Below are 25,620 nucleotides of genomic sequence, written 5' to 3'. Positions count from 1 at the left end.
AACTACTACAGCCAAAAAAGAACAAAAAAAAAGACGCGCTCCCACGGAGGCGTCTTCATCTGAATGACCATGTTTATGATTTTCCAATAATCTCGTCGATCTCGCTTTTCAGCAGCAGATAGCGGTGCACGCTTCTCATGATGGGCACCTTGGTCAACTTGTTTTTGTCCACGTAAAGCTTCATTTGATCCTTGGTAAGTCCTAAGTATTCCCCTGCTTCCATTACGGTTAAAACAACTTCATTACTCGTCGCATTGAACGTCGTCTTTACTTTCTGGTTCCAATCTTCAAATACCTGCATGTGCTCGCAACACCCTTCTAGTCCGATCCTACTAGTATACCACAAAAACCAACTCTTTGTGGATGGTGTCTTTATTTGGAATCGTCATCGGTTAGGAGCTCGAGCAAAGCTTGCGGCAGCGCGAACTGTTGATTATTAATAATAATGCGGTTGAGCGCATCGACAGAGGTATCCGATTGTTCTTCTTTGATGACTTCAATCTCTGCATGCAGCCTCTCCATTTGCAAATCAAGGGCATACGCGGCGGCAGCCGCTTGCTTTAATTCGTCCAACAGCCTTCCCGGCACCGCTTGATTGCCTTGATTGAACTTATAATAAATTTTGTGCTCCAAGCTGGCCCAGAAGTCCATAGCAATCGTTCGAATCTGAACCTCGATACAGACACTTTCTTGACGATCGGACATATGTACCGGAACTTCGATCAGCAAATGAAGGCTTTGATAACCGTTTGGCTTCGGATGCTTAATATAATCTTTTTCCCCTAGTATCTTGAGGTCGCTTTGGTTTTTGAGCATATTGCTGATCACATAAATATCCGAGATGAACGAACAGGTGATTCGCATGCCGGCTATGTCTTTAATACTGTCTCGAATCCCCGTAAAAGAGATATCGCCACCTTTTCTGTTCAGCTTATGAAAGATGCTTTCGGGCGATTTCAGGCGAGACTTGGTATGTTCAATAGGGTTATATTCATGCAGCATTTCGAATTCCTGCACTAAGATTTCTACGCGTGTCTCCATAGCATCCAGAGCAAATTTGTACGTCATCATGAAACGGGTGATTTCATTCTTGAAATTTTTCAAGTCATTTATGGAAAGCTGATTCATCATGATTGTTCCATCCTTTGGTCGTGGTTATTTTACCAGTCTTCTCTAGTTTAAAGCACGGGGTTCACTTGGAGCAAATTTGGTGTTCGTATTGACAGTTTGTGCGGCAACTTGGTATAGTACAGCTATTCTATTTCAAGCGAATACTTACGTGGAAGCACCCGTGAGATAAGGCTATCAGCCTTTCTTGCCGGTGCTTTTTTTGTTGTATTCCCAACCATTTTCAAATTCGAAGGAGGACGTTTATGAAAAATATGACCGTTTGGCTCACCGCATTTGCCCTCGCCTCAACCCTGCCAGCAGGATCTGCCGCTGCCGCTTCCATGGAAATAACCGCCGCGATCCAAACCTCGCTGGACAAGACCATCGCCGGCGCCTCTCCAAGCCAAGCCCGGACCATCCAATCTCTTTACAGCGAATTCCTCCGTCTGCAGAAGCAAGATCAAGATTGGGAGCGTACAATTGACGCCCTCCACGATCGTAATAAAGATACAACTGCCGCGATAAGCAAAAGTGTCAAAGAGATTGATTCGGCCAAAATCAGCAAGATGGAGGCGGAAATTAAGCAAACAAGAGAGAGGTACGAGCCCTTATTATCCCGATATACTTCACTGAATAAGCAGATTGAAGCTGCCCGAGCCTTGAAAAGCAAAAGCTTGAACACCCTGCTGAATATCCAGGTCGCCGCACTGAAAATCCCCGTGCAGCTTGCTCGCGCAGACATTGCTGCCAAGGTGAAGGCTCACCAAGCCGCCAAAGACAAAGTCACGCAAGCCTCGAAGAAAATCCGCAGCCGTCTCACTGAGCTTGACCCTACGAATGCCCAAATCAAAGCCAAACAAGGCGCGATCCGAACCACCCAAAGCAGTCTGTCTCCCTTATGGAGCGCCTTCAAGCAAGCTGCCAAAAAGGCCGACTCGAACGGTGTTCAAAGTTCTCTGGCCTCCATGGTCACTCTGGCACATCAAATTAATGAGGAAAACCAGAAAATCTTTAACCTCGAAACTACGATCAGCGAAAAGCTAACCTCCATTCAATCTCAAATGCCATAGAAAGAAAAAAGACACCAATTTGGGTGCCTTGACAGCCATTCAAGCCATCTTGTAGATCTTAGTCTCAATGCGCACTAACCTGGCGGTATTTAATGAAACTGCCAATTCGCCAGACGCAGATATATAAGTATGCCATTACCATCGTGAGCACGGTGAATTCGGTATAATCCAGACTTTTGAAATATTGCGATAAAACAACCCGAAGGACGACAATCGCGATCAGCACATATTTAAAATTTTTATTTCGCCGCGCATATACAAGCCCATCCTCGCGCTTCTCATAGCCAGTATGGTAAAGCATGATGCTGCCTAATCCGATACCCAATACGCCTGCGCATAATATTTCCCATATGGCTGGAAGATGAAAGGGATGGTCTGGTATGTGTGACAGTGAACTGATAGAAAACCCGAATATGACAAGCAGCAGAACAACCGGGATGAGCATCCCGAAGCCTTTATTGCGAATAGGCCGCTCCTTGCCGCGAGTTCTCAGCCAGATGACCAAGATAATAATAACAGCACCGATCCCATATCCAATTAACGTTTGGGCATTCATATGAACTTCCCCTTATATATCGTAGTGTGTAAAGCTCGGAACTTGTTTAGCCTTCTTATATTCTTGCCCGTTCAAGAAAACTTCATTAGGGTTTGTTATCCGATTACTGCGGGTCCATAGATTTTATTGTACCTAATTCTAAGAGTCTGTTCAATCAGCCCCCAGTAAGACTTTTTATCGGTCTTAAGTCGGACATTATCTCTAAGTGCATGGAATGAGCGTCAAGATAGGACAGTACTTAAACTCAGCCTCCTCACATATTTTTGTTATGGCGGGATACGTGCGCTTCTATAAAGGAGTTGAACATGATGGTGCTGTATAAAAAAATGAATATTAATGGGCTTTGTATATTTTTTCGCGAAGCTGGGAGTCGTGACAATCCGACCCTTATTCTTCTGCACGGGTTCCCCAGTTCCTCCCATATGTTCAGGGATTTGATCCCTCTTCTGGCTGACTGCTTTCATATCATCGCTCCTGACTATCCCGGCTTCGGAAATAGCAGCATGCCTTCAACGGAAGACTATCCGTACACCTTCGAGAATTTGTCCATTGTGATTGAACAATTAATCGCTAGACTCCATATTTCTCATTATTTATTGTATGTCCATGATTATGGCGGACCTATCGGATTTAGATTAGCTATGCGCAATCCGCAGCGTATTCTTGGCTTCGTTATTCAGAATGCCGTCGCCGATGAGAAAGGGCTGGGAAAGCCTTTTGATCTCTTTAAAGCGCTATGGGCAGACCGCAACCCGACAACTGAAGCAGCATTTGCCAAGCTTGTAACATTTGATTTTACCAAAAGCCAATATGTCCTCGGAGCATGCCAACCTTACCTCATAAGCCCTGATGGATATTCCATGGACCAATTTTTCCTGGATCGTCCCGGGAATAGCCAAATCCAGTTGGAGCTAGGCTACGATTATAGGAAAAACGTCGAAGAATATCCTGCCTGGCAGCATTACTTGCGGACTTATCAGCCTCCTGCACTGGTAGTCTGGGGGAAGAACGATTTTATTTTTACATTGGAAGGGGCCTATGCCTTTAGCAAGGATTTAATCCACATCCAAACTTATATGCTGTGTGGTGGACATTTTGTGCTGGAGGAACAAAGCTGGCACGTTGCGGAGCTTATCAAGGGGTTCTTTGTCCGCCTATGAACGGAAATAGAAAAGCAGCCATCCCAGAGGAGGAATCTCTGTGATCAACTGCTTTATGGGCATATAATTGAACCTATGTTTAACGCACTCCGGAATAACTGACAAGTGATCACGATTGATAATACGGGGGTGCTTTGAGCCACCCTCTTCTTATCAATAGATCTTTTAACGTGATGGCGAAAGTTAACTTCTTCATCTGAAACTTAACAAACATGGCAGCTACATCCGGCCGTACAGCTTCCGTCATTCCCCGGCAAGCATAATTCATGCCAAGTACAAGATTGAAACTAAGGAGACTTGCGATTTCCTCATCGGACATTCTAGAGCCCTCCGGCATATTGCGAAAATCTCCTATTGGTTTGTCCGGTGCTGGCTCTGTTAACGGAACGCCTTCCGCTTGCAAAAACTCCCTCAATTCGTTAAATATCGGACGATGAACGTCGTTGATAACTTCTTGCAGCTTCTCTTTGAGTTCAGGATCCTGAACAATATTATAAGAGACCTGCTCACCGCACATGGTTTGTTCCGTTGCAGTTAAATAAAACCACAGGTTCATGACTTCTCCGACGTTGAGAGGAGGCTTTTCACCATCCAGAAACGGCTTCATCGCATCGCTCAGTACTTCCAGAATATTCATGTTAGCAACTCCTTTTGCTAATTAGAATACCCAAAAGCTTCTATTTTATGAGCCGCCGATCTTTGACAACTATTTTCTTTGAGGCTGCCGCTAACGCATATGGGGCGGGAGCAGGAAGTCAAAATCACAACCTTGGTTGGCCTGCAGCACCCGCTCCTGAAACAAAAGACCATACCCCCGGTCATAGAATGGGGCTGGCGCCTGCCAGGCTTTGCGACGTTCGGCAAGCTCCGCTTCCGATACATTCAGATTTAACCTGCGATCGGCAATATCCAGCTCAATCTCATCACCATCCTGCACCAGCGCAAGAGGACCGCCTATCGCCGCTTCAGGCGCAACATGAACAATTAGCGCCCCATAAGAGGTACCGCTGATTCTGGCATCAGATATGCGAACCATGTCCCTAACCCCCTGCTTTAGCAGCTTGGTTGGGATCGGAATTTGCCCGATTTCCGGCATCGCCGGCGCGCCCTTAGGCCCTGCATTTTTCAATACGAGCACACAGTCCGCATCTACATCCAGATCAGGATCGTCAATGCGCGCAGCCAGATCGGCGGGGTTCTCGAAAACAACCGCACGTCCTGTATGCTTTTTGAGATGCGCGGAGACAGCCGTTTGTTTAATAAGCGCTCCATCAGGCGCAAGATTGCCGCGCAGCACAGCGATCCCTCCCTGCGGATCAAGAGGCTCTTCCACGGTGCGAATCACATCTCTATTCAACGTGCGGGCGCTCGCCGCTCCCAAGTTGTCTCCTATCGTTCGACCCGTAACCGTTAAACAATCCAGGTGTAGATTAGCTTCCAGTTCCTTCATTAATGCGGGAACTCCGCCAGCTTCGAAGTATTCTTCCATTTGATATTCCCCTGAAGGGCGCAAATTCAAAATAAAAGGTGTTGTCGCACTAATCGTATCAAATGTCTCGAGAGGAAGCTTCAAACCCAGCCTTCCGGCTATCGCGACCAAATGAATAATCGCATTGGTAGAGCCACCGCTCGCCATAGTAACCCGAATCGCATTCTCGATGGCTTCCATGGTCATAATATCGCGCGGACGAATGTTCTGCCGCACAAGCTCCACGATCTGCTTCCCTGTCCGTTCAGCCATATGCTTGCGGCGGCTGTCCGGCGCGGGAATCGCGGCATTGCCCGGAAGAGCCATGCCGATAGCTTCCGCGATAGAAGCCATCGTGCTCGCTGTTCCCATCACCATGCAGTGCCCATCGCTGCGGCAAATCGCATTCTCTGCGGTTGCCAGCTCCTCATCCGAGAGGTTGCCAGCCTTGTGCTCCAAGGTAAATCCATAGCAATCGGTACAAGCCCCAAGGCTCCGTCCGCCCAGACGTCCATTCAGCATCGGCCCGCCTGTAATGACGATGGCCGGGATATTGGCACTGGAAGCAGCCATTAATTGCGCTGGCACTGTTTTGTCGCAGCCTCCCATAAGCACAACACCATCAATCGGATGAGCTTTCATCATTTCCTCGGTATCCATCGCCATCAGGTTGCGTAGCAGCATACTGGTCGGCTTAACATAAGGCTCACCGATAGAAATCGTCGGAAACTCCATCGGTACGCCGCCTGCCTGCCATACCCCGCGTTTCACATAGTCCGCAAGCTCGTTGAAATGCGAATGACATTTATTTAATTCGCTATAGGTATTGCATATACCGATTAAAGGCTTCGTCAGATCTTCTTCCGTATAGCCCATGGATTTCGTAAAGGAGCGATGAATAAATCCCCACAAGTCCTTTTCCTGAAAAAAAGTTTTGCTTCTCAAGCTGTTTTCATTAGGTTCTTCGCTTTTCCGCTGCTCATCAGTCATGACGTCTCTCTCCTTCGGCATATGACTTACAACACGCCGTACTTATCGTAAACTTGACGCAGCGTTCTACCCTCCAGCAGTTCTTTGCGCGTGTTGTTCTCTCTTGTCGCTTTATCCAAAGCAAGCTTGATAACTTCATCAACCAGCTGATTCGGGATGACGACAATGCCGTCCCGATCTCCGAATACGACATCTCCAGGATTCACCATCACGCCGCCGCAACGTACGGGCACGTCATATTCGATAACCATACCACGTCCTTGGGAGTCAACAGGCTTCGTACCTGTAGCGAAAACAGGAAAGTCCAGCTCCAGTATTTTTTTCGTATCACGAATCAATCCGTCTACAACTGCGCCCCGAGCTCCTCTCACTTTGCAGGCGGTAGACAGAAGCTCCCCCCATAGCCCGTTCTGGGTCGATTCATTCGTACAGCCAATGACGATTTCATCCTCGTTCACACTGTCAACCGCTTCGATCTCTTTGCCATAAGGGTTTTCTGGAATGTAATGAACATCAACAGCCAGCACCGTCTTCGCACGGCCAGCTATAACCCAATTAGGATCTATGGGATTAATATTTTCCCGCATGACTTGATGACGATAACCCAGCTCATCGAGCGTATCAGAAATAACTGCGGCATAAAGGGATTCGCACATTGTATCGAACAGTTGTTTATCATTCATCTAGCTTCAGCCTCCTCTAGGCTTGTAAGTTGATTAGTAATTTCAGGACTCGAACTAGATAAGTCCCAACAGCTCTGGGGTATTGCGGTGTATGATATCTTCAATGATGGACTCAGGAATTCTCGGTAGCGAGGTTCCCTCGGTATGTTGATTAATGTTGCGCAAGGAGGCCATCATGCGTTCGGCAGTAAAAAAGGGATAATCGGAGCCGAACAATATTTTGTGAGTCACCCCGTATTCCATCGCCGATACGATAGCGTTATAAAATTGCCATGGACGTGAGCCCAGCGCAGACAGATCCATATACATATTCGTATTTTTACGGACGACGGCAATGCATTCATCTATCCAAGGATGACCCATATGGGCAATCACCATCTTCAGATCTGGAAATGCTCGCGCGATTGGATCAAGAGCCGCCGGTCTGGAGGCATCCAAATACCCTTCCGGCACGAAAGAAGTTCCCTGATGCCACAAAATCGGAATTTTCAGTTCATTTGCTTTAGCATAAAGCGGCAGAAACTCTGGAGCCCCTGGATAAAAGTTTTGATATATCGGTCCCAGTTTCAGTCCGGTTAGCTTCATTTCCTTAATGGCCGATTCCAAAATAAATGGGGCGTTTGCCCGATTGGGGTCAACACTGGCGAAGCCAAACAGCTTGCCAGGATGCTGCGCCACATAGTCAGCCACGTATTCATTGGGTACATTAAGTCCAGTAGCCGGCGCGTCAAAAGCAAGCACAATGGCCCCATCTAAATCCTTATAGAGCTCCCAATGAATCTCTGGCGTAACCAGCATTTCTTGATCGTTTCCCCAAGCGCGTTTGGCTGAGGCCAGTGTCGCCCCGCCGAATTGCCCAGGCCCAAACAGATGCGTATGACAGTCAAAGACCAAATGAATCCTTCCTCCCTAACACAGCCGGGCAAGGGGGCAGCTCCATTGCTTGCCTCCCCTTATCCACCTATGATTATTGATCGTTTCATCCGTATTACCGCAATTGCAGCGATCCTTCAATCCGCGAGATCAGTTCCTCTTCAGTCTCTAGTCCTGCCCAGTACAGCTTGGCTTCTTGATTGATGGTCGTAAGCTCCTTAGGGCTAATACCTAAGTCAGAGAAGTAGTGGAAACTCGGAATCGTTTCACGGAATAGCGAGAATCGAGAAGGACGATACAGCTCCTCCTGACCTTTCCATGCCGAAGCTGATTTCAGCGCGGGAAGACTGTAAGTCATCTGCCGGATGAACAGCTGCGCCTTGTGCGATGTCAGGAAATCAACCAGTTTGACGGCAGCTTCCTTCACTTGAGAATGGCGGTTAACAGCCAGACCGATATTAAGCAGCAATGTCAACGGAGTTCCCAGATGCGGTACTGGTGCTATGTCGAACGAGACATTCTCATTAATTAAATAGTTCAAATAAAAGTAACTCGTCATAATAATGGATACCTTGCCCTGCGCCAGCAGACGCTCCGATTCCCCCGTTGTAATGCCTTCGGACAACATGGGGAAATCATGCTTCATATCACGGCAAATTCGCAGCGCCTCCATCATTTTGGTCCCTGCAAGACGAATTCGCCCGTCCTGCTGCCGTTCGAATTTGGCTTGTGTTTGGAGCGGCAGCAGCGGCCAGCGGTTAGGAGAGTAAAAATCACAATGAAACCCGAGTCTTTCGTTAGGAATAGCGAGCTTGGCCGCATTTTTCCTCAGATCGCTCCACTGCCAGCTGCTGTCCGGCTCAGGAATGTTCGCTTCCAGAAAGTGATCGCGGTTATAACATAGAATAATAGGTGAAAAAATAAAGGGCTGTACCAGCAAACGCCCGTTGTCTGTAAAGCCATCGGATAAAAAGGTGCTGATCTCCGAATTAGGCTCCATCGGTTCCAATAAATCGCCATTATCAATCTCTAGAAATTCTCTGAAATTCGTATAGTTCATCATGACGACATCGAGGATACCGCCCGTTAAATAGTTATGAATATAGCCGTAGTCGCTTCCATATAGAGGCACAGCCTGAACCCGGATATGCGGATGTTCCTTTTGAAAAAGCGCCAGCAGCCGAAGAATATCCGCTTCTCCCGTCACGGAAGTATGGTATCCGAACTTCACGGTAACGAATGAACCGTCCGGTGATCCGACGACCTTCGTTCCCACACGCGGAATTTTCTCGATCAGCCTTTCCGATACCAGGACATCAAGCCCTTTGCGCACGAGCTGATTGCTAAGGTTATACTGCTCAGCGAACGTTTTCTCGGAAGGCAAATAGTCGCCAACAGGTCGTTTGCCTGTTAGAATATCTTCTCGAAGCATGCTGATAAGCTCGCTTAATCGTTTACGGGCTGTATCCCGATTTGTTTGTTTTTCCATTCTGCTCCCTCATTCTTCGAGCCATTTACTCGACAATCTACATAGTCCGCTCTAATCAATTCGTTATTTGGATAGGATAAGTATAGCAATAGTCTCCATTTCATCCAATCCAATATACGTCTGTAGAATTAGGAAAGCGTAATGTTTCCTGCGCTATGTTTAATCGCATCGTTCTCGGGAGGCAGTGCAGCACGATTAACACCTTGTTCGATGCATGAGTTTAGGAAGAAATAACGGCCACTTCCGAATGCAGTCGCCGCTGCCTCATACTTGCCATTCGTAAACCTTGCGCCGATGGCTTTCAAATTACCAGTGCCCGCCGGAATACTAAAGTGTGCGGTACTCGAATCTGCGGCTGTGCTTTTACAGTCCCCGAAGCTCCACGTAACGACACCCTTCGTATTATTGCTTTTCAAAAACGCCTTCTCCGCGTTCGTTCCGCTAAGCTGGGCTCCTCCGCCCACCGTAATCGACTGATCCTCCGTTCCTGTCGCAACCGAATCGAAAGTTCCTGTCAACAGCAGTCCCGAGTTGCGGAAGCCGCCACCTTGTACAGTTACATCAATACTGCCCACTCGTACTGGCCTGGATGTTGGCGAAACCCCAGTAAACCAAGTATTAATCAGTACAAGCCGGTTAATGCTGCCGATATGATTATTATCCACATTGATAAATTCACAATTCTGCATCACAAAATCGGAAGAAACGGGCAGATTCCCCACAGCCGTGCTTCGGACTGGACGAGCGATTTCATAATCCGGCGTCATCCCGAAGGTGCAGCCATCCGCGATATTTTTTCGGGCGGAACGATTTGAGCTTTGGGAAAGTGTCAGCATCATCTCTGTCGTACAGCCTCGCATCTGCAAGCCATCCGCGTTCGCCCATATCGTGCCTGAGTTGTCCAAGCCTTCCTTCTTGATGGCGTGAACGTCCTCCAGTGTAAGGTCGGTCAGCTTCTTGTGTGCCACGATCCGTGTCGCAATATGCTTCTTAACCGTGATTCGCTTCGCGCTGTCCCCCCACGTGGTCCCGCTGTTGGCAAACGAGAGCAAGCCGGAGTTTCCGATATATACAAGGTCATGCTCGAACTGCCCATGGGTCACGAAAGGACCGTAATCATCCCCGTCGCCATGACAATTCTCGACCATGCAATAGCCGGCGCAAGTGAAGTCATTAAGGTGCCGTGCATTGCTGGTGTTGCAATCCCTGACATGCCCGTAGAGTACGTTAAGCTGTTGGGTCAAATAGCCTGTGCCTCCCCAGTCCCTTTCCTCCGGATTGTAGAGCTCGCAGCGCTCCGTTACGTAATGCGTACAATATCGCCGCTGGACTACTGGCCAGAATACTTTGGTTGCCACAATCCCAGATGCATCGCATCGGACTGCGAACTCATAAGCAACCGGATTGGAGCCAATCTGATCCCATGTCTCGAAGGGCCTTACCGTTGTTGAGTTGGTTGGCGGCACAGGGACACCTACAAACTTCATATTTCGCACATGGCAGTGAAAGACGGGCTTCATCTTCTTATACGTAATGACTCGGCCTGCCGCAAGCGCCCAACCCAGCTTATAATTAACACGAATATGAGTGCTGTCAATGATTTCTGTGACCATCAGCAAGTAATCCAACTCGCGCTGCGCTTTACCGCCTGGATTGTTATTTACCTGCGCGTTCCACCAATCCTCTACCTGAAACGCGGAGGAGCTAGGCACCTCCAGAATGTCGCTTAACTCGGCAATATTCTTGGAGAGCGTAACCGTCTGTATGTCACCCGTCGCTGTACCTTGAAAGAACAGCACAGCTCCGAAGGGATTGTCCTTCGTGTTCAACACAATTCCTTCCGTTGTTACGGTATGACCGTGGAAATCCAGCTCAATATCGCTTCGATGGTATGTATGACGCCCAATAAAATTCAAATCGGTATGAGCCTCAATCCGGTGGATAGATAGATCATTAACCATGGCATCCAGGGCATCATCCGCGTTCTTCGATCCATCAAAGAGACCAAACCAACGGAAATCAGCCACACCTTGATGGATAACTTCCCAACAACCCTTTTTATTGCCAGCAGCCTTATGAACCGTGCCGCCGTTATCCGCCTTAGTGCTTCCGTCTATCCAGCGGACCAGCTTGGCTCCGCCATCACCAAGTCGATGATAACCACCCACATAGACGATGGTTCCATCCTTGAGGTGTCCCGGAGGGAGCTCGAGGAGTTGTCTCACATTGCTTACCTGCAGCAGCGGATCTCCCCCCTTTCCTTTCTCATCCTTATCTCTGCCATTCCCAATTCCCTGCTGCTCATCCTGATTGCCTTTTTGATTATCTGCAAAGGCAAGCTTGGCGGCGAGCACATTGCCAGCCAGCACCGCTCCGCCCACACTTAACGTTTTGAGCAAGCTCCTTCGGCTCACTCTTTCCTTTTCCGTTTCCTTCGACATTGGATTCTTGTTATCAGCAGATTCATCTCGAGACATTTGCAACGGCTCCCTTTTCACTAGTTATTGGTGGAAAAAAGCATACCTGTTCACAAATCACACGCGTTGGCCAGATGACCGCCATCTACGACCAGCGTAGTTCCGGTTATATAGGACGCTTCATCTGAAGCCAGAAAGAGAAAAGCATTAGCTACCTCACCGACCGTCCCAAGGCGGCGCATCGGCGTCCTTGCAGTCAGGTTAAGCGTCTGTTCCGATGTTTCCTTAAGTTCTCTGTCCAGTGGTGTATCAATAAAGCCCGGCGCTACCGCATTAACACGAATCCCGTATTCCGCAAGATCAACAGCCATTGATTGTGTCAGCAGCACAACACCCCCCTTGGAGGCGTTATAGTGGGCAAGTACAGCACTGCCTGCCAAGCCATTTTTGGAAGCCATATTTACAATCGAACCTTGAATCTCATCTGTAATCATCCTCTTAGCGACCCATTGGCTGAGCTGGAACATCGCAGTAAGATTCACTTGAATCACCTGCTGCCAGCGGGAAAGCGGAATATCCACGAACGATTCCCGCGTTGCAATCCCCGCATTATTGACCAGAATATCAAGCCCGCCCCAGAGGGACCAAGCCTCCTCGGCGGCCCGCTCCACCTGTTCGGGTATACCCAAATCACAAACTACCGTTGCAATTTGGGCTGTAATTCCGCGTTCCTCGGCAAATTTGCGAAGCATAACGGCGGATTGAAGCACATGCTCTTCCCGGTAGTCAAGCAGAATGACATGGGCACCTTCCGCCACGAATTTCTCCGCAATTCCCTGTCCGATGCCTCTCGCCCCACCTGTGACCAACGCCTTTTTTCCCTTTAAACGCATCGCCAAATCTCCAATCCGCTTGATTAGTTATCCGTTTTAAAAGTAATGGCTTTCCCTTGGGCCGCAGCAACCTGCTCCGCATAATAATCAAATATCGCTTTACCGCCGTATTTGGTCATAATTTCTTGGCGATATTGCGGCCAGTTCGATGCATCCTTATCTTTGTACAAGACTTGAATAAGCAGTTCATTCATACGTTTGCGCATGCCCGCTAGGTCCATACCCTCTTTGATAGCAAGACTTGTTCCAACCGAAGGAAGGATCTTATAGGAGCGAATTTTCTCCACAATTTTCTTATCCCGCTCTGTCACATCTTTATCCATAATGTCCAGTCCGAAAACTTCCGGCTTTCTTGGTGTAAACCATCCATAAATATCGATAAAGTTGCCATTGTCGGTAACATCTTTTTTATAGGCGTCCGCATTAACCTCAATCTTCTTGCCATCGCGCTTATAGTCCACACCTTCTTGACCGTAGCGTGTCAGCAGGAAGCCTTCTTCCCCTGAGAGCCAATCGAGAATTTCTATGGAGCGTTGTGCTTTGGCATCTGATGCTTTGGAGCTGATGAGAAAAGGATTGCCCGGGATCGTTTCAACCCATGAACCTGTCTTTTCCCACGGATGGAAAGGCTCCCAGTTCGCGTTTGGATTGCTGGTAACCTGCTTTGTTTTCATTTGAATCCCGGCAGGATTGTTATCGAAGGCAAGCGTTTTGCCCATACCCAGCACGATCCCTACTTTACCCTGCGATGCCTTCTCATACTGCTGTCCGTTTTTATTCAACAGCCAGTCTGGGTCAACGACCTTTAGGCTGAGCAGGTTTTTGATATCATTGAGAACCGGCTGCAGGCGAATATCCGTCCGTACATCAATTAATTTATCGCCTTCCACATAAGTGTCACCGACCAAGCCATTTTTCAAAAACTCAGGAAAATCCATCGACATGTTGGTTCCATTCCCCACAGCGGTAAACCCATACGTATCGTTTTTCCCGTTCCCATCCGGATCATCGAACGTAAATGCCTTCATGACAGTAATCAATTCATCATAATTGGTAGGCATTTTCAGACCTAGCTTAGTCAGCCAATCTGTTCGAATATAGAACGTGCGGTACAAATCGGTTTCGTACGGCACCGGAGCCCGTTTGAACACGTTTTGCACCTGATAGCCTTTCAGAATATCTTCTTTCATCCAGTATTTGAAATAGTTCGGCATCTTGGCTGGCGTAACAAGTCCGGTTAAATCGCGAGCGACACCATCTTTAATGTACGTATTGGAATCAATCCCCTCCGAGAAGAACAGATCAGGGATATCGCCGGATGCGATCAGGGTATTTAGTCTATTTTTATAATCCTGCCCCATCGGCGCATAAGTCAGCTTGAGACTGACATTAAACTTTTGTTCGATCGCTTTTTTCACAAAATCCTTATCAGGCGATGGCAGTTGACTGCTTGCATCAGCAATGACATTCCATTTCAGTTCGAGCTTTTCCTTGGTGCCAGCGACAGCCGAAGTGCTTCCCGGGCTGCCCTTGGGGGATGAAGACGCACCTTCGTTGGCGCCTCCACAAGCGGTTAAAACCAGAGATGAGGTAATTAAAACGGACGTGATCTTGGAAAATGTTTTCAAAATCGTAACCTCCCTATTCGTTCTCATTTCGCAAATCGAGACTGGCAGCTTAACTCCACAACAACGCAAACCGTTGACCCCTGTCGATCGAAATTCGCCTTCGACCGCTCATCCCCCCTATGACGTGGTAGCTCTTCAACTAGCTGTCTGAACCTTATATGAGAATGCTTCGATCAGCATTTAGCCTTTCACAGCACCGAGCAGCATGCCTTTAACGAAATATTTTTGCAGGAAGGGATATATAATCATGACCGGTACGATTGCTACAACAACCGTTGCCATCTTAATCGTTTCTGGCGGCAAGGCATCCAGCGAGGACTGCGGAACCGCAAGCTCCTGACTAACCGTTGGCGATACAATCATATTGCGCAGCACTACCTGCAAGGGATAGAGCTCGCGATCCGTTAAATACATAATCCCCCCGAAATAGGCATTCCAGTGATTGACCCCATAAAACAACCCCAGTGTCGCAATAATCGGCATCGAGAGTGGAAGCACTATGCGCAGAAGCGTCCCGAAATCATTGCACCCATCCACCTTCGCTGCTTCTTCAATTTCATTCGGAAGCCCTTCGAAGAAGGTTTTCATAATCAACATATTAAAGGAGGACACTAGCCCTGGAATAATGAGCGCCCACAAAGAATTCATAAGCCCCGTACCCTTAACAACCAGATACGTAGGGATAATCCCGCCCGAGAACAGCATCGTGAACACAATGCCCATGAGCACAATGTTCCTTCCGGGAAGAAACTTTTTGGATAGCGGATAAGCTAGCAAAGTAGTAATTGCCAGATTGCAGGCCGTGCCCACAATCGTAATGAACACCGTTACTTGGAGCGCCTTAGGCACGACATTACTGCCAAAAATCGTCTTGAACGCCTCAAAGGTAAACACATTCGGGAAGATAACAAAGCCCCCATTGCGAAGCACCTCCGTATAGGGCGTAATCGACATAATGATGACAAAATAGATCGGAAATAATGTCGCAAGCGAGAACAGAATCAAGCCTCCGTAAAGGATACCATCGACTATTCGATCGGATTTTGTTTTCTTCAATGCATATAACATCGTCGTGATCCCCTCCTACCAGATGCCGGAGCCATCTACTTTTTTGGCCAATTTATTAGCCCCAAGGACGAGCACCAGCCCAATGACAGACTTGAACACACCCATAGCTGCCGGTACACTGAATTCCATCTGCTCGATGCCTCGGCGGAAAATCCATGTATCCAGAATATCCCCAACATCGTACACGCGCGCGTTCAAAAAGATGTACACCTGCTCGAAGCCCGCATCCATAATGTGCCCGATCCTTAAGATCAAAAGCAGGATGAATACCTGTCGAATACCGGGCAGCGTAATGTGCCAGAGAAGACGCCAACGTCCAGCACCGTCGACCACAGCGGCCTCATAGAGCTCATGATTGATACTGCCCAGTGCAGCCAAATAAATAATGGCCCCAAATCCCGTGCTTTTCCATAAATCTGTCGAAATGAGCATCGTCCGGAAATAATCCGAATTGGTTAGGACATCCATATTCCCCCAACCCCAGTCGCGGAACAGCGTCGTAAACAGTCCAGCACCAGGGGCAAAGAATGAAAACACAAGCCCATATACGATAATCCACGATAAGAAGTACGGGCCGTAGGTAATCGTCTGCACGATCCTTTTAAACCACTGTGACCTGATTTCATTAAGTATCAACGCCAAGAGAACATCAGGCAGCATGTTGAACACGATCCGGTATAAGCTCAGCAGCAGTGTGTTCTTCATTAATAAGGGAAAATCAGGTGACGCAAAAATCGTGCGGAAATTATCAAAGCCAACCCACTTGCTGCCCCAGATGCCGGACATCAGGTTATATTGCTTAAAGGCAATTAACAGCCCGATCATCGGAAAGTAATGATACACGATATAATAAGCAACACCTGGCATAAGCATTAGATACAACAAGCGGTATCGGACCAAGGTTTTCCATACCTTTTGACTAGGCAGCTTCGGTGCTATCTTTCCTCTGGCTAACGCGCTTCCATTCTTATCCACGCAGGACACCTCCCATGTAATTTATAAGCCATACCGACAGGTGCCTGATTAATTATAGGTAACGATAACTCCCATCATCTGCTCCGGTGAATTCATATAGCTTTGATACATATCAGGAAGCAAATCCAGCTTGCATTCGTTCATAATGAGAGACTCGATAGCAATCCGCTTCTCAGCAATCAGTCGTAAAAACTCCTGCATATTGCGGCCTTCTGTCCAACGAACATAACCAATCGGATAATCTACACCCTGCTGCTCATAGCTATCCTCGTACCGACCCGGCCCTCCCGCGCGGGAAATATGAATGGTCGCCTCTTTGCTAAACAGCAGATCTCGATCGAAATCAGTGCCTGTATCTCCAACAATCACAATTCGCCCCCGGTCCCGCAGCCAATTGAGAGCGCTGTCAATCATGCTGTGTTCCCTCCTGCTAGCGCACAATAGGACGGCATCAGCACCTTGTATCGTTTTATCCAAGGCTAAAGCCTGCTGCATCTTTTCCTCGCTTCTATAAACCGTCACGCCTTCTTGTTCTAGTAAAAGACATCTTTCCTCCATCAGTTCAAGGCCAACCACTCGGTAGCCAGCCGCATTGGCGATGCGCGCGATGACTTGACCCAGAATACCAAGGCCAACCACGATAACCGTCTCACCAAACTGCAAATTAGCCTGCCGGAGAGCATGAATCGCAATCGCTCCAATGCCGACGAACGCCGCTTCTACTGGGTTCACACCTTCTGGAACCAAAGCGACCAGATGTTTGGGTGCCACTACATACTCCCGATGGCAAGGAACGCCGTAGCACGCTACACGTTGACCAGGAACGACATGCGTCACGCCCTCCCCTATTTCCTCTACAATTCCAGTAGCGCTATAGCCGAGCCCGGCATTGCTTTGATTGCGGATCATCATAAGCTCAGTACCCACACTTACCGCCGAAAAATCAACTTTCACTTTCACGTGATGCGGCTTCAGCTCAGGAATTGGAAGCTCCACGATTTGAGAAGTCCCATTGCGACTTTGGACAGCCTTCATAACTCAACAACCTCTCTAGATTATTTCTGGTTTATTTTATGCGGAATTGTACACCACGATTTATATTGTGATTTGTTTCTGGTTTATTTTCATTATATAGAGGGCATATTCAGATTGTCAATGAATTTTTATTTAGAGAACGCTTTCATGTGTAAGAATAAATAACATTAAAAATAAAATTTTAATTTGAGTTACATTAAATGACATACAAAGAACGTTAAATGGCATTTCTCAAAAGAAATTTGACCAAAATAACGATTTCCCTAAGAATGTTCCGGAGAACGATGTTAGATTCCAAGGAAAGGAGACTATGAAAGAAAGAGACACCGACCTCAATAATGGGGTCTGGTGCCTCTTTTAAATTTATAGGAAGGAGAGTTGCGACTGGGTAAACCCTTCATAATTCACTTTCAGTGATAGTACGGGGATTCAAGGAGTTGGTCTAGTTCTTCTTCTGGTTTTCTGAATAGACTTCCATTCTAACCGTATCTATGATTAGATTTGCAGTTTGAATAAAATCAAACCCAAGGATTCCTTCAATTTCCATCCCGTAATCCATATTCCCAACCTCAACTTGAAAGTTATCTAAGCAAACTCTATCAAGATAAATAGCATCAAAATTCTTTGTATATACGTATTCAACTCCACCGACACCTCGAATAGTATCAACTACGTCTTCAGATTCAGGAATCACTCCAATCACCCCAACCACATCAGAATTAAAAATCGTTCCTGCAGATCCTGTATCTAGCAGAACTTTTTGGAGTGTCAGTCTTTTCCCACGAAATTGAATTGTGACAGTCACAAAGGGGAGACCATAATGTATATTAAAATTCATCGAGGCCCTCGCACTCCGACATATCGTTCACGTGCCACCAAAGCAGAGCGAGACGTATGAAAAAAACAATACTCACGATGAGGATCTTTCTTGTGTAACTCGCTATATCGACGTAACGCTGCTGTTGAGTCATCAAATTTGTCAATAACCACAACTTCTTCAATATAACGTTTCCCCTCTTCAGAATGTGCCTTCGTAGCTTCTAGTACAACCCATTCATTAGGAAATCGCTCCTGCACTTCTTCCCATCGCATCTCGTCACCTCCAGCAATAACTTACTCTAATTATATCATATAAATAAATGAATCCTAAAAACGTTTAACTTTCAATTTATTAGAAATCTCTTTATCCCTGAAACAAGCAAATCATTTTCACTTACGTAAACAAAATATTTACTTAGTGATAACACTCCACTCACATATCCACCTTACAATGAAGTTATCTTATCGTGATGGAGGCATCGGAATATGACAGCAAAAATTATTGTTGCATTTGCCTGCTTATTATCCCTATCCGCTTTGGGCGTGAGTGCAACAGAGAGTCATATTGTTCGTCCGTACTCACCTGAGCTCTATGACTCAACAGCACAATTCGAATACGAATTCGAATGGTTAAACGGTAAGATCATCGCGAATCCACAATAACAAAAAAACATTGCAATCTGACACCTATGCGCATCATTTATAGGCGTACCTTCGCCTCAAAACATAAATCTCTAACGCAAACTCATTAAAGCACCCCAGAGGGTGCTTCTTTCATTTTCCCGGAGATGAGCGTTACAAAAAAAAAAAAAAAAAAAAAAAAAAAAAAAAAAAAAAAAAAAAAAAAAAAAAAAAAAAACACACAAAGAGCCCGCCATCCGCAGTTGAATGGTCGAGCTCTTTTATGGATATCGTTAATGGAGGCACGCCATGGCAGCGTAAAACCACATTTATAGAAAGATAATTGCAACTTCCTTTAAATAACACCTTGCGCAATCATAGCGTCGGCCACTTTAATAAAGCCAGCAATATTGGCGCCTACTACGAGATTGCCTGGATGTCCGTATTCCTCTGCCGCTTGGACGGAGCTGCGGTAAATATTTTTCATAATCGTGTGAAGCTTGTCATCCACCTCATGGAAATGCCAGGAATATCTCATGCTGTTTTGAGACATTTCTAGGGCTGATACAGCAACTCCGCCTGCATTCGCCGCTTTGGCCGGTCCAAAAAGCACACCCGCTTGCAAGAAGACTTCAATCGCTTCAAGCGTCGACGGCATGTTCGCGCCTTCTCCGACAGCTTTTACGCCATTTCTTACAAGAATTCTCGCCATTTCCTCGTCAATCTCATTCTGCGTTGCACTTGGAAGCGCAATGTCACAAGGAATGGTCCAGATGCCGTTACAGCCTTCGTGATAAGTCGCGTTCGGATGCTCATTGACGTACTCGCTAATCCGTTTTCTTTCGACCTCTTTCAACCGTCGTACTGTGTCTAAATTGATTCCATCCTTGTCATAGATGTAGCCATTGGAGTCACTGCAAGCAACAACCTTAGCTCCCAACTGCGTAGCCTTCTGTATGGAATAAATCGCTACATTCCCGGAACCGGAAACAACGACAGTACTGCCTTCTAGACTAAGACCCTTGGCTTGCAGCATTTCATTCACAAAATAAACACAGCCATAACCCGTAGCTTCGGTACGAGCCAAGCTTCCGCCATAAATGATCCCTTTGCCTGTCAATACACCAGCCTCGTAAGCGCCGCGAATTCTCTTATATTGACCGAACATGTAGCCAATTTCACGCGCACCAACACCAATATCTCCGGCCGGCACGTCCGTGTCTTGTCCAATATATTTATACAGCTCCGTCATGAAGCTTTGCGTAAAGCGCATGACTTCGTTGTCCGACTTCCCTTTAGGATCGAAATCGGATCCCCCTTTGCCACCGCCGATAGGCTGGCCTGTAAGGGAGTTTTTGAACGTTTGCTCAAAGCCTAGAAACTTAATAATGCTGGCATTAACAGAGGGATGAAACCGCAGACCACCCTTGTACGGTCCAATAGCACCATTAAATTGAACACGGAAACCACGATTCACATGCGTAACTCCATGATCATCCACCCATGGCACACGGAAAGTGATAAGACGCTCCGGCTCCACAAGGCGCTCAAGAATGCTGTGCTTCATGTACTTCGGATGTTTAGCGATAACAGGAGTCAACGACTCCAATATTTCCTTCACAGCTTGATGGAACTCATTCTCATGGGGATTGCGCTTAACTACAGTTTCGTATACTGCTTGAATATAATCTCTTGCCGCAACTTCATTCTCTACTTGAACTGTCACAACCTTAACCACCTTCGTCACTAGTTTATTGTATTGTAAAAGTGTTTTACTATATTAGCAACCAAAATTTACATGTCATGTAACATTACTTGGATAGGTTAGTCTAAGGATCATTGGATGTAACTTATGGGGCTAGTTTTTTTGTAATGGTGGTAATTTAATCCTAAGAATTCAATATTACACTGGAATTACGCAGCAAGGACAGATTAGATTATACAAGGAATAAACATCCTTGTTCCTTTATAAATTTCATGCTAGAGATAATGAATAAAAAAGACACCCCATTCGGTGTCTTTTTTATTTGTATCGACTGTGCCACAGCTTAGTAAATCACCACTCGCATTTTATATCAATACAAAGGCTCCGCGTATTGGCTCTCTTGCCCGTTGCTCGCTTCCGGCTGAACTCCCTCCGCTCGGTACCGCGTTGGGTTGACGCCTTGCGTGGCTTTAAAAACGCGACTGAAGTAGTAGGCGCTCGAGAAGCCAGCCTGCTCTGCGACTTCTCTCATCGATAGATCGGAATGCAGCAGCAAGTCGATCGCTTTGTTCAGCCGAATCTCCGTCATGCGCTGGAGTATCGTACGGCCGGTGTGACGCTTGAATTCCCGCGCGACATGGGCATAGCTGAGGTGCAGGGAAGCGGCGAGCAGCTTGACGTCCAGCTCCCGGTCTTGCAAGTCGCCGAGAAAGATGTCTACTTTGCGCACGAGACCGTTACTGAACTTCTCAGCGTAAGGATGAGCTCGCCTCGTGGAAGAAGCCGCAGATTCAGAGAGACGCAGCAGCAGGCGAACAAAAGACATTTGCAGGAACACAGCCTGCTCCCCCGCTTCCGACTCGCCAAGCAGCTTCTCCAGCCTTTCGCCCAATCCGATTTCGTCCCTCAGAGGAGTGGGCGCCCAATCTTTTAAGCGCATCAACTTGTCGTAGACGGCAATTTCGTCTGCTGCTGCGCCTTCCCTGCGGGTCACCCGCCACCTGAGACATAGCCCTTCATGGGGGAACTCAGCATCGTATCGGTGGGAATGAACCGTTCCCGGCGGAATCAGAACGAAATCGCCGGCTTCCATCCGTTGCATGATGCCGTCGTCGAAGGCGGTGTCCATCGTACCCTCGGCAACATAGTTGAATTCAAACCAGTCGTGCGAGTGAGGCGCACAATAGGGGAATCCCGCGGCGTTCTCAAACAAAATGTCGATCCATTCGACGATGGCGTCGTTGAATGCGATACGGCGGCAAGCGTGATGGGTCAAAAATTGCGTCTGAGACTTCAACTCCAGCATTCTCATGCGGTTCAATCCCCCAATCTATATAGAAGAAGTTCAACGATGATCACTACGACCCCTTCCCCAAACATCATATTTGTGCAAATCTAAGTCATTCCTCGCGATTTCCAATCTATGCTGCCTATGAAACAATAAAAGTGCTACAAAGCGAGAGAGGATGTCGATGACGAATGAAAAAACTGCACCTGCTTAGCAACGCACACTTGGACCCTGTATGGCAATGGCAATGGGAGGAAGGCGCGGCGGCGGCGGTATCCACTTTCCGTGCTGCGGCTGATTTTTGCGAGGAATTCGAGGGCTACATCTTCAACCACAACGAAGTCATCCTGTATCAATGGGTCGAAGAATACGAACCCCAACTATTCGAGCGGATTCGCCGGCTGGTCGCTGCTGGCCGATGGCATATCATGGGCGGCTGGTACTTGCAGCCAGATTGCAACATGCCCTCCGGTGAATCGATCGTGCGCCAGATTCTCGCAGGTCGAACGTATTTCCGCGACAAGTTTGGTGACTACGCGGAACCGACGACCGCCATCAATTTCGACCCATTTGGCCATTCCAAAGGGCTCGTGCAGATTATGCAGCTCGCGGGCTACGATTCTTATATTTTCATGCGTCCCGATGAGTTGGAAGTACCTGCGCAAGATTTCGTCTGGCAAGGATTCAACGGCAGCTCCGTCATGGCACATAAAGTGTGGGGCGGCTACAATTCATTGCTCGGCAAGTCCGCGGACAAAATCGGCAATTGGCTGGAGGCGAACGCCGACGCACCGATCGGGCTCGTGCTCTGGGGCGTCGGCAACCATGGCGGTGGTCCGTCCAGAATCGATTTAAAACTGATCGCGGAGCTCGCTGCGAAGACGGACGACTTCCAAATCGTTCACTCGACGCCCGAGGCATACTTCAAGGAACTGGCGGCAGAACGCGATTTACCGGTGCTCACTCAGGACTTGAACCCCAGGTTCGTCGGTTGCTACACGTCACAAGTCCGGATTAAGCAAAAACACCGAATGCTCGAAAATGAATTGTTCGTCACCGAGAAAATGTTGTCTGTCGCCGCGCTGGCTGGCACGGTCGCGTATCCATATGAAGCTCTCCAAGACGCTCAGCAGGATTTGCTTACGAGCCAGTTTCACGATATTTTGCCCGGTTCTTCCGTACAGAGCGTAGAAGACACCTCGCTTCGCGGCCTGGACCACGGCTTGGAAGTACTCAGCAAGCTGAAAACTCGCGCTTTCTTCGCATTGGCCGCCGGACAGCGGGCCGCGGCGCCAGGGGAATATCCGATTCTTGCGTTTAATCCACATCCTTTCCCAGTCCGAGGTGTTTGGGAGTGCGAATTCATGCTCGAAGACCAAAATTGGAAAGAAGAATTTTCCATGCCCGTCGTCTACAAAGACGGCAAGCGTGTCACTTCCCAGCCAGAAAAGGAAGACAGCAACCTAAACCTCGATTGGCGGAAAAAGGTGACATTTGAAGCCGAGCTGCCGCCGATGGCGATGAGTCGGTTCGAGTGCCGTATTGAGCTGCTGCCAGAGAAGCCTGCCCCCGTACTGAAAACGGAGGACGGGCGAATCTCCTTCCGCACCGACCGCTTGTCCGTCGTCGTGAACGCGATGACCGGCTTAATTGACGAGTATGCCGTGGACGGCGTAAGCGTCTTGACACCGAATGCGTGCCTGCCGATCGTCATGAACGATAACAGCGATCCATGGCGGATGGACGTAGTCGCATTCCGCGACATGCTCGGCCAGTTCCAGCTTATGCCCCCCGGCCAGGGTACCGATTTCTCCGGGGTCAACCAAGCATTGTTGCCGTCGGTTCGCGTCATTGAGGACGGGGACGTCCGCTCGGTGATTGAAGCCGTGTTCTTTTACCGCGACTCCCAGATCGTACAGACGTACAAATTGCCGAAGCATAGCACAGAAATCGAAGTTCATGTCCGCGTCTTCTGGAGCGAGAAGGACAAAATGCTGAAGTGGTCGATTCCGACAGCACTTGGGTCTTCCAGCAGCTATCGCGGACAAACCATGTATGGCGTGGCTGAGCTTCCAACGAACGGTGACGAAGCGATCGCTCAAAAGTGGGTAGCCGCTGTCGGCGAACGTTACGCCCTTACCGTCACGAACGACGGCGTGTACGGCTCGGATTTCCAAGATGGCGAAATCCGCATGACGCTTCTTCGCTCGTCCGCTTACTGTGCGCATCCGATCAATGATCGGCCACTCGTCGTGCAAGACCGGTTTTTGCCGCGGATGGATCAGGGCGAACGCCAATTCACGTTCTGGCTGAACGCCGCAGGCTCCGCAACAGAACGGCTCGAAGCCATCGACCGCGAAGCGCTCGCACACGGCGAGAAGCCGTTCGTGCTGTCCTTCTTCCCGTCGGGCAACGGTGAAACGCCGAATAGCCCCTTCGTGCTCGAAGACGACGTCGTGCAGCTTACGGCGTTCAAACGCGAAGAGCGCGGAGAAGGCTACATCCTGCGCTTGTTCGAGCCTACCGGCCAAGCGCGCGACACCGCGCTGGTACTCGGCGGCAACGCCGCTCGCGTTCCTATCTCGCTCGCCGGATTCGAGATCAAGACATTACGGTACGATCCGGAGACCCGCAGCGTGACGGAAACTTCTTTGCTTGAGCGTTAGGCCACCGTATTTCAGAAGCAAAGCTAAAGCCCCTTTTAATAAAAATATCGATTGGGACTGACAGAGCAGTATGCTCAGAGATAATATAAGCAAAAAGCACCCGCAAGGGTGCTTTTTCTTACATATCACTGTTATTTGAATCTATACTCATTTACACCCACACAACCTAAACATAATTGCAATATTATATCTTTAAGATGCACTTGATAACATGCAGGAGTAAACCCAAAAAAGATCATTCGTACCGATCTTTCATTTAGTTATTTGCACCATAAGTCTGATTAATTGAGGGGTTGGTGATATTCTTATGATCTACACAGCTCTTGGAGATTCTATTACATTTGGGGAAAACGCCTCTTCATTCGCAAACGCTTATCCCCAGTTGACGGTATCCAGTTTAAACTCAAGCTCCCGCAGGGTTACTGGTTATGTCATGGCTCGGCCTGGTTGGACCAGCGATGATCTTCTAGATTCTGTGATATGGCGAGGAGCGCCCGTGCTTAGGGATTCTGATGTCGTTACAATTTGGATTGGAGGCGTAGATTTAGCAAACGCTGCACTGATTTCTCTCAAAACTCAGCAGCCATCAGCCGCAAAACAAATAGCAGCCAACTATAAGCGTAATCTAAGTGCCATTTTAAATCAAATAAAAAAAGGATGCCATGCCCGCATCTTCTGCTGCACCCAATACAACCCATTCCCGAACAGCCCTCTTGCAGCAGAGTCGGTAGGTCTACTCAATCGTTTGACAACCGAACTTGCGCAAAGCTACAGTACAAGTATCGTCCCTGTTCATACATGGTTCGAAGGAAAGCAAGCGAATCTTATCTATGGCTATAAAAACGGAAAGATTGAGGATGCCTTAAGCGGCTCTCTGCCCATCCATCCCAACGATAGGGGGCATCATGTTATTGCGGCGGGTTTGGCGCCGTATCTTATTCCACGCAAGTAGCTGCCTCACTTTATGCTGCAGTCCGCGGGATTGACCTAGCTGGGGTCTTTCTTCTTATACGATCATACAGAAGAAAGAAGCACCCTTCTTGCGGGCACTTCTTTCTTTTCACTTTAATGGAGGTGAGCCGTGGCTTAGCACTTCCACACTTCGC

Annotated in this window: 24 protein-coding genes; 6 read left to right on the top strand and 18 right to left on the bottom strand. The window is 47.9% G+C overall.

Going from position 1 to position 25,620, the window contains the following annotated elements:
- Positions 1 to 73: 73 nt before the first annotated feature.
- The gene (locus HQN90_RS26195; RefSeq protein WP_173224184.1) at positions 74 to 301 is read right to left on the bottom strand and encodes a DNA-binding protein; all 228 of its coding nucleotides are present in this window, start codon (positions 299 to 301) and stop codon (positions 74 to 76) included.
- A gap of 71 nt (positions 302 to 372) precedes the next feature.
- The gene (locus HQN90_RS26190) at positions 373 to 1,128 is read right to left on the bottom strand and encodes a GTP pyrophosphokinase (RefSeq protein WP_079419611.1); all 756 of its coding nucleotides are present in this window, start codon (positions 1,126 to 1,128) and stop codon (positions 373 to 375) included.
- A gap of 245 nt (positions 1,129 to 1,373) precedes the next feature.
- Between HQN90_RS26190 and HQN90_RS26185 the strand changes: the two genes are divergently transcribed.
- Positions 1,374 to 2,180: a coiled-coil domain-containing protein gene (locus HQN90_RS26185; protein ID WP_173224182.1), complete on the top strand. Its 807-nt coding sequence runs from the start codon at positions 1,374 to 1,376 to the stop codon at positions 2,178 to 2,180.
- A gap of 64 nt (positions 2,181 to 2,244) precedes the next feature.
- Here HQN90_RS26185 and HQN90_RS26180 read toward each other — a convergent pair whose 3' ends face one another.
- The gene (locus HQN90_RS26180) at positions 2,245 to 2,736 is read right to left on the bottom strand and encodes a CcdC protein domain-containing protein (RefSeq protein WP_173224180.1); all 492 of its coding nucleotides are present in this window, start codon (positions 2,734 to 2,736) and stop codon (positions 2,245 to 2,247) included.
- A 305-nt stretch (positions 2,737 to 3,041) separates the two neighbouring features.
- Here HQN90_RS26180 and HQN90_RS26175 point away from each other — a divergent pair, with 305 nt between their 5' ends.
- Positions 3,042 to 3,896, top strand: coding sequence for an alpha/beta fold hydrolase (locus HQN90_RS26175; RefSeq protein WP_246362848.1), 855 nt, complete (start codon positions 3,042 to 3,044; stop codon positions 3,894 to 3,896).
- 109 nt (positions 3,897 to 4,005) lie between these two features.
- On the opposite strand, the gene HQN90_RS26170 is transcribed toward HQN90_RS26175, so the two are convergent.
- The 13 genes from HQN90_RS26170 to HQN90_RS26110 all read right to left on the bottom strand — a co-directional run bounded on the left by HQN90_RS26170 (position 4,006) and on the right by HQN90_RS26110 (position 18,507).
- Entirely contained in the window at positions 4,006 to 4,533 is a 528-nt protein-coding gene (locus tag HQN90_RS26170) for a DUF3231 family protein (protein WP_173224178.1), read from the bottom strand.
- A 90-nt stretch (positions 4,534 to 4,623) separates the two neighbouring features.
- Positions 4,624 to 6,354, bottom strand: coding sequence for an IlvD/Edd family dehydratase (locus HQN90_RS26165; protein ID WP_173224176.1), 1,731 nt, complete (start codon positions 6,352 to 6,354; stop codon positions 4,624 to 4,626).
- Positions 6,355 to 6,380: 26 nt separating this feature from the next.
- Positions 6,381 to 7,037 carry an RraA family protein gene (locus HQN90_RS26160; protein ID WP_079419578.1) on the bottom strand — a complete coding sequence of 219 codons (657 nt, stop codon included), beginning with the start codon at positions 7,035 to 7,037 and terminating at the stop codon, positions 6,381 to 6,383.
- A 54-nt stretch (positions 7,038 to 7,091) separates the two neighbouring features.
- Positions 7,092 to 7,931, bottom strand: coding sequence for an amidohydrolase family protein (locus HQN90_RS26155; protein WP_173224174.1), 840 nt, complete (start codon positions 7,929 to 7,931; stop codon positions 7,092 to 7,094).
- A 94-nt stretch (positions 7,932 to 8,025) separates the two neighbouring features.
- On the bottom strand, positions 8,026 to 9,399 hold the full coding sequence (locus tag HQN90_RS26150; protein WP_079419574.1) for an extracellular solute-binding protein: 1,374 nt from the start codon (positions 9,397 to 9,399) through the stop codon (positions 8,026 to 8,028).
- A gap of 128 nt (positions 9,400 to 9,527) precedes the next feature.
- Entirely contained in the window at positions 9,528 to 11,876 is a 2,349-nt protein-coding gene (locus HQN90_RS26145) for a hypothetical protein (RefSeq protein ID WP_216855465.1), read from the bottom strand.
- 50 nt (positions 11,877 to 11,926) lie between these two features.
- Positions 11,927 to 12,709, bottom strand: coding sequence for an SDR family NAD(P)-dependent oxidoreductase (locus tag HQN90_RS26140; protein ID WP_173224172.1), 783 nt, complete (start codon positions 12,707 to 12,709; stop codon positions 11,927 to 11,929).
- Positions 12,710 to 12,732: 23 nt separating this feature from the next.
- Entirely contained in the window at positions 12,733 to 14,337 is a 1,605-nt protein-coding gene (locus tag HQN90_RS26135) for an extracellular solute-binding protein (RefSeq protein ID WP_173224170.1), read from the bottom strand.
- 180 nt (positions 14,338 to 14,517) lie between these two features.
- Positions 14,518 to 15,405 (bottom strand): carbohydrate ABC transporter permease, encoded by an 888-nt coding sequence (locus HQN90_RS26130; protein ID WP_173224168.1) that lies wholly within the window; start codon positions 15,403 to 15,405, stop codon positions 14,518 to 14,520.
- A 15-nt stretch (positions 15,406 to 15,420) separates the two neighbouring features.
- Positions 15,421 to 16,380, bottom strand: coding sequence for an ABC transporter permease (locus tag HQN90_RS26125; protein WP_338042387.1), 960 nt, complete (start codon positions 16,378 to 16,380; stop codon positions 15,421 to 15,423).
- A gap of 48 nt (positions 16,381 to 16,428) precedes the next feature.
- The gene (locus HQN90_RS26120) at positions 16,429 to 17,415 is read right to left on the bottom strand and encodes a zinc-dependent alcohol dehydrogenase (RefSeq protein ID WP_173224166.1); all 987 of its coding nucleotides are present in this window, start codon (positions 17,413 to 17,415) and stop codon (positions 16,429 to 16,431) included.
- A 442-nt stretch (positions 17,416 to 17,857) separates the two neighbouring features.
- A complete protein-coding gene (locus tag HQN90_RS26115) occupies positions 17,858 to 18,253 on the bottom strand; it encodes a retropepsin-like aspartic protease (RefSeq protein WP_173224164.1) in 396 nt (131 codons plus the stop codon).
- Entirely contained in the window at positions 18,250 to 18,507 is a 258-nt protein-coding gene (locus HQN90_RS26110; RefSeq protein ID WP_173224162.1) for a hypothetical protein, read from the bottom strand. The genes HQN90_RS26115 and HQN90_RS26110 overlap by 4 nt, the downstream gene beginning before the upstream one ends.
- A 213-nt stretch (positions 18,508 to 18,720) precedes the next feature.
- On the opposite strand from HQN90_RS26110, the gene HQN90_RS26105 reads away from it, so the two are divergent.
- Positions 18,721 to 18,897: a hypothetical protein gene (locus tag HQN90_RS26105; RefSeq protein ID WP_173224160.1), complete on the top strand. Its 177-nt coding sequence runs from the start codon at positions 18,721 to 18,723 to the stop codon at positions 18,895 to 18,897.
- Between the two features lie 313 nt (positions 18,898 to 19,210).
- On the opposite strand, the gene gdhA is transcribed toward HQN90_RS26105, so the two are convergent.
- Together gdhA and HQN90_RS38970 are read right to left on the bottom strand one after the other, a co-directional pair.
- Positions 19,211 to 20,581, bottom strand: a complete 1,371-nt coding sequence (gene gdhA / locus HQN90_RS26100) for an NADP-specific glutamate dehydrogenase (RefSeq protein ID WP_326075167.1) — start codon at positions 20,579 to 20,581, stop codon at positions 19,211 to 19,213.
- 349 nt (positions 20,582 to 20,930) lie between these two features.
- Positions 20,931 to 21,689 (bottom strand): helix-turn-helix transcriptional regulator, encoded by a 759-nt coding sequence (locus tag HQN90_RS38970; protein WP_420851085.1) that lies wholly within the window; start codon positions 21,687 to 21,689, stop codon positions 20,931 to 20,933.
- Here HQN90_RS38970 and HQN90_RS38965 point away from each other — a divergent pair.
- From HQN90_RS38965 to HQN90_RS26085, 3 genes are all read left to right on the top strand, one after another.
- Positions 21,579 to 21,959 carry a hypothetical protein gene (locus tag HQN90_RS38965; protein ID WP_246362847.1) on the top strand — a complete coding sequence of 127 codons (381 nt, stop codon included), beginning with the start codon at positions 21,579 to 21,581 and terminating at the stop codon, positions 21,957 to 21,959. The two genes, HQN90_RS38970 and HQN90_RS38965, sit on opposite strands and share 111 nt — an antisense overlap.
- A gap of 80 nt (positions 21,960 to 22,039) precedes the next feature.
- Complete coding sequence (locus HQN90_RS26090; protein ID WP_173224154.1) at positions 22,040 to 24,514, top strand: glycoside hydrolase family 38 N-terminal domain-containing protein; 2,475 nt, start codon at positions 22,040 to 22,042, stop codon at positions 24,512 to 24,514.
- Between the two features lie 307 nt (positions 24,515 to 24,821).
- Positions 24,822 to 25,466, top strand: a complete 645-nt coding sequence (locus HQN90_RS26085) for an SGNH/GDSL hydrolase family protein (RefSeq protein ID WP_173224152.1) — start codon at positions 24,822 to 24,824, stop codon at positions 25,464 to 25,466.
- Positions 25,467 to 25,620: the final 154 nt, after the last annotated feature.

It is taken from the genome of Paenibacillus alba (assembly GCF_013204855.1).
Classification (GTDB): Bacteria; Bacillota; Bacilli; order Paenibacillales; family NBRC-103111; genus Paenibacillus_E; species Paenibacillus_E alba.
The sequence above is the reverse complement of the archived record's forward strand: the minus strand, read 5'-3'. Positions and strand labels throughout refer to the sequence as shown.

Coding starts and splice junctions, on each gene's coding strand:
- HQN90_RS26195 (WP_173224184.1), bottom strand. CDS start 301: ATGCAGGTATTTGAAGATTGGAACCAGAAAGTAAAGACGACGTTCAAT.
- HQN90_RS26190 (WP_079419611.1), bottom strand. CDS start 1,128: ATGAATCAGCTTTCCATAAATGACTTGAAAAATTTCAAGAATGAAATC.
- HQN90_RS26185 (WP_173224182.1), top strand. CDS start 1,374: ATGAAAAATATGACCGTTTGGCTCACCGCATTTGCCCTCGCCTCAACC.
- HQN90_RS26180 (WP_173224180.1), bottom strand. CDS start 2,736: ATGAATGCCCAAACGTTAATTGGATATGGGATCGGTGCTGTTATTATT.
- HQN90_RS26175 (WP_246362848.1), top strand. CDS start 3,042: ATGATGGTGCTGTATAAAAAAATGAATATTAATGGGCTTTGTATATTT.
- HQN90_RS26170 (WP_173224178.1), bottom strand. CDS start 4,533: ATGAATATTCTGGAAGTACTGAGCGATGCGATGAAGCCGTTTCTGGAT.
- HQN90_RS26165 (WP_173224176.1), bottom strand. CDS start 6,354: ATGACTGATGAGCAGCGGAAAAGCGAAGAACCTAATGAAAACAGCTTG.
- HQN90_RS26160 (WP_079419578.1), bottom strand. CDS start 7,037: ATGAATGATAAACAACTGTTCGATACAATGTGCGAATCCCTTTATGCC.
- HQN90_RS26150 (WP_079419574.1), bottom strand. CDS start 9,399: ATGGAAAAACAAACAAATCGGGATACAGCCCGTAAACGATTAAGCGAG.
- HQN90_RS26145 (WP_216855465.1), bottom strand. CDS start 11,876: ATGTCTCGAGATGAATCTGCTGATAACAAGAATCCAATGTCGAAGGAA.
- HQN90_RS26140 (WP_173224172.1), bottom strand. CDS start 12,709: ATGCGTTTAAAGGGAAAAAAGGCGTTGGTCACAGGTGGGGCGAGAGGC.
- HQN90_RS26130 (WP_173224168.1), bottom strand. CDS start 15,405: ATGTTATATGCATTGAAGAAAACAAAATCCGATCGAATAGTCGATGGT.
- HQN90_RS26120 (WP_173224166.1), bottom strand. CDS start 17,415: ATGAAGGCTGTCCAAAGTCGCAATGGGACTTCTCAAATCGTGGAGCTT.
- HQN90_RS26115 (WP_173224164.1), bottom strand. CDS start 18,253: ATGAATTTTAATATACATTATGGTCTCCCCTTTGTGACTGTCACAATT.
- HQN90_RS26110 (WP_173224162.1), bottom strand. CDS start 18,507: ATGCGATGGGAAGAAGTGCAGGAGCGATTTCCTAATGAATGGGTTGTA.
- HQN90_RS26105 (WP_173224160.1), top strand. CDS start 18,721: ATGACAGCAAAAATTATTGTTGCATTTGCCTGCTTATTATCCCTATCC.
- HQN90_RS38965 (WP_246362847.1), top strand. CDS start 21,579: ATGGGGGAACTCAGCATCGTATCGGTGGGAATGAACCGTTCCCGGCGG.
- HQN90_RS38970 (WP_420851085.1), bottom strand. CDS start 21,689: ATGGACACCGCCTTCGACGACGGCATCATGCAACGGATGGAAGCCGGC.
- HQN90_RS26090 (WP_173224154.1), top strand. CDS start 22,040: ATGAAAAAACTGCACCTGCTTAGCAACGCACACTTGGACCCTGTATGG.
- HQN90_RS26085 (WP_173224152.1), top strand. CDS start 24,822: ATGATCTACACAGCTCTTGGAGATTCTATTACATTTGGGGAAAACGCC.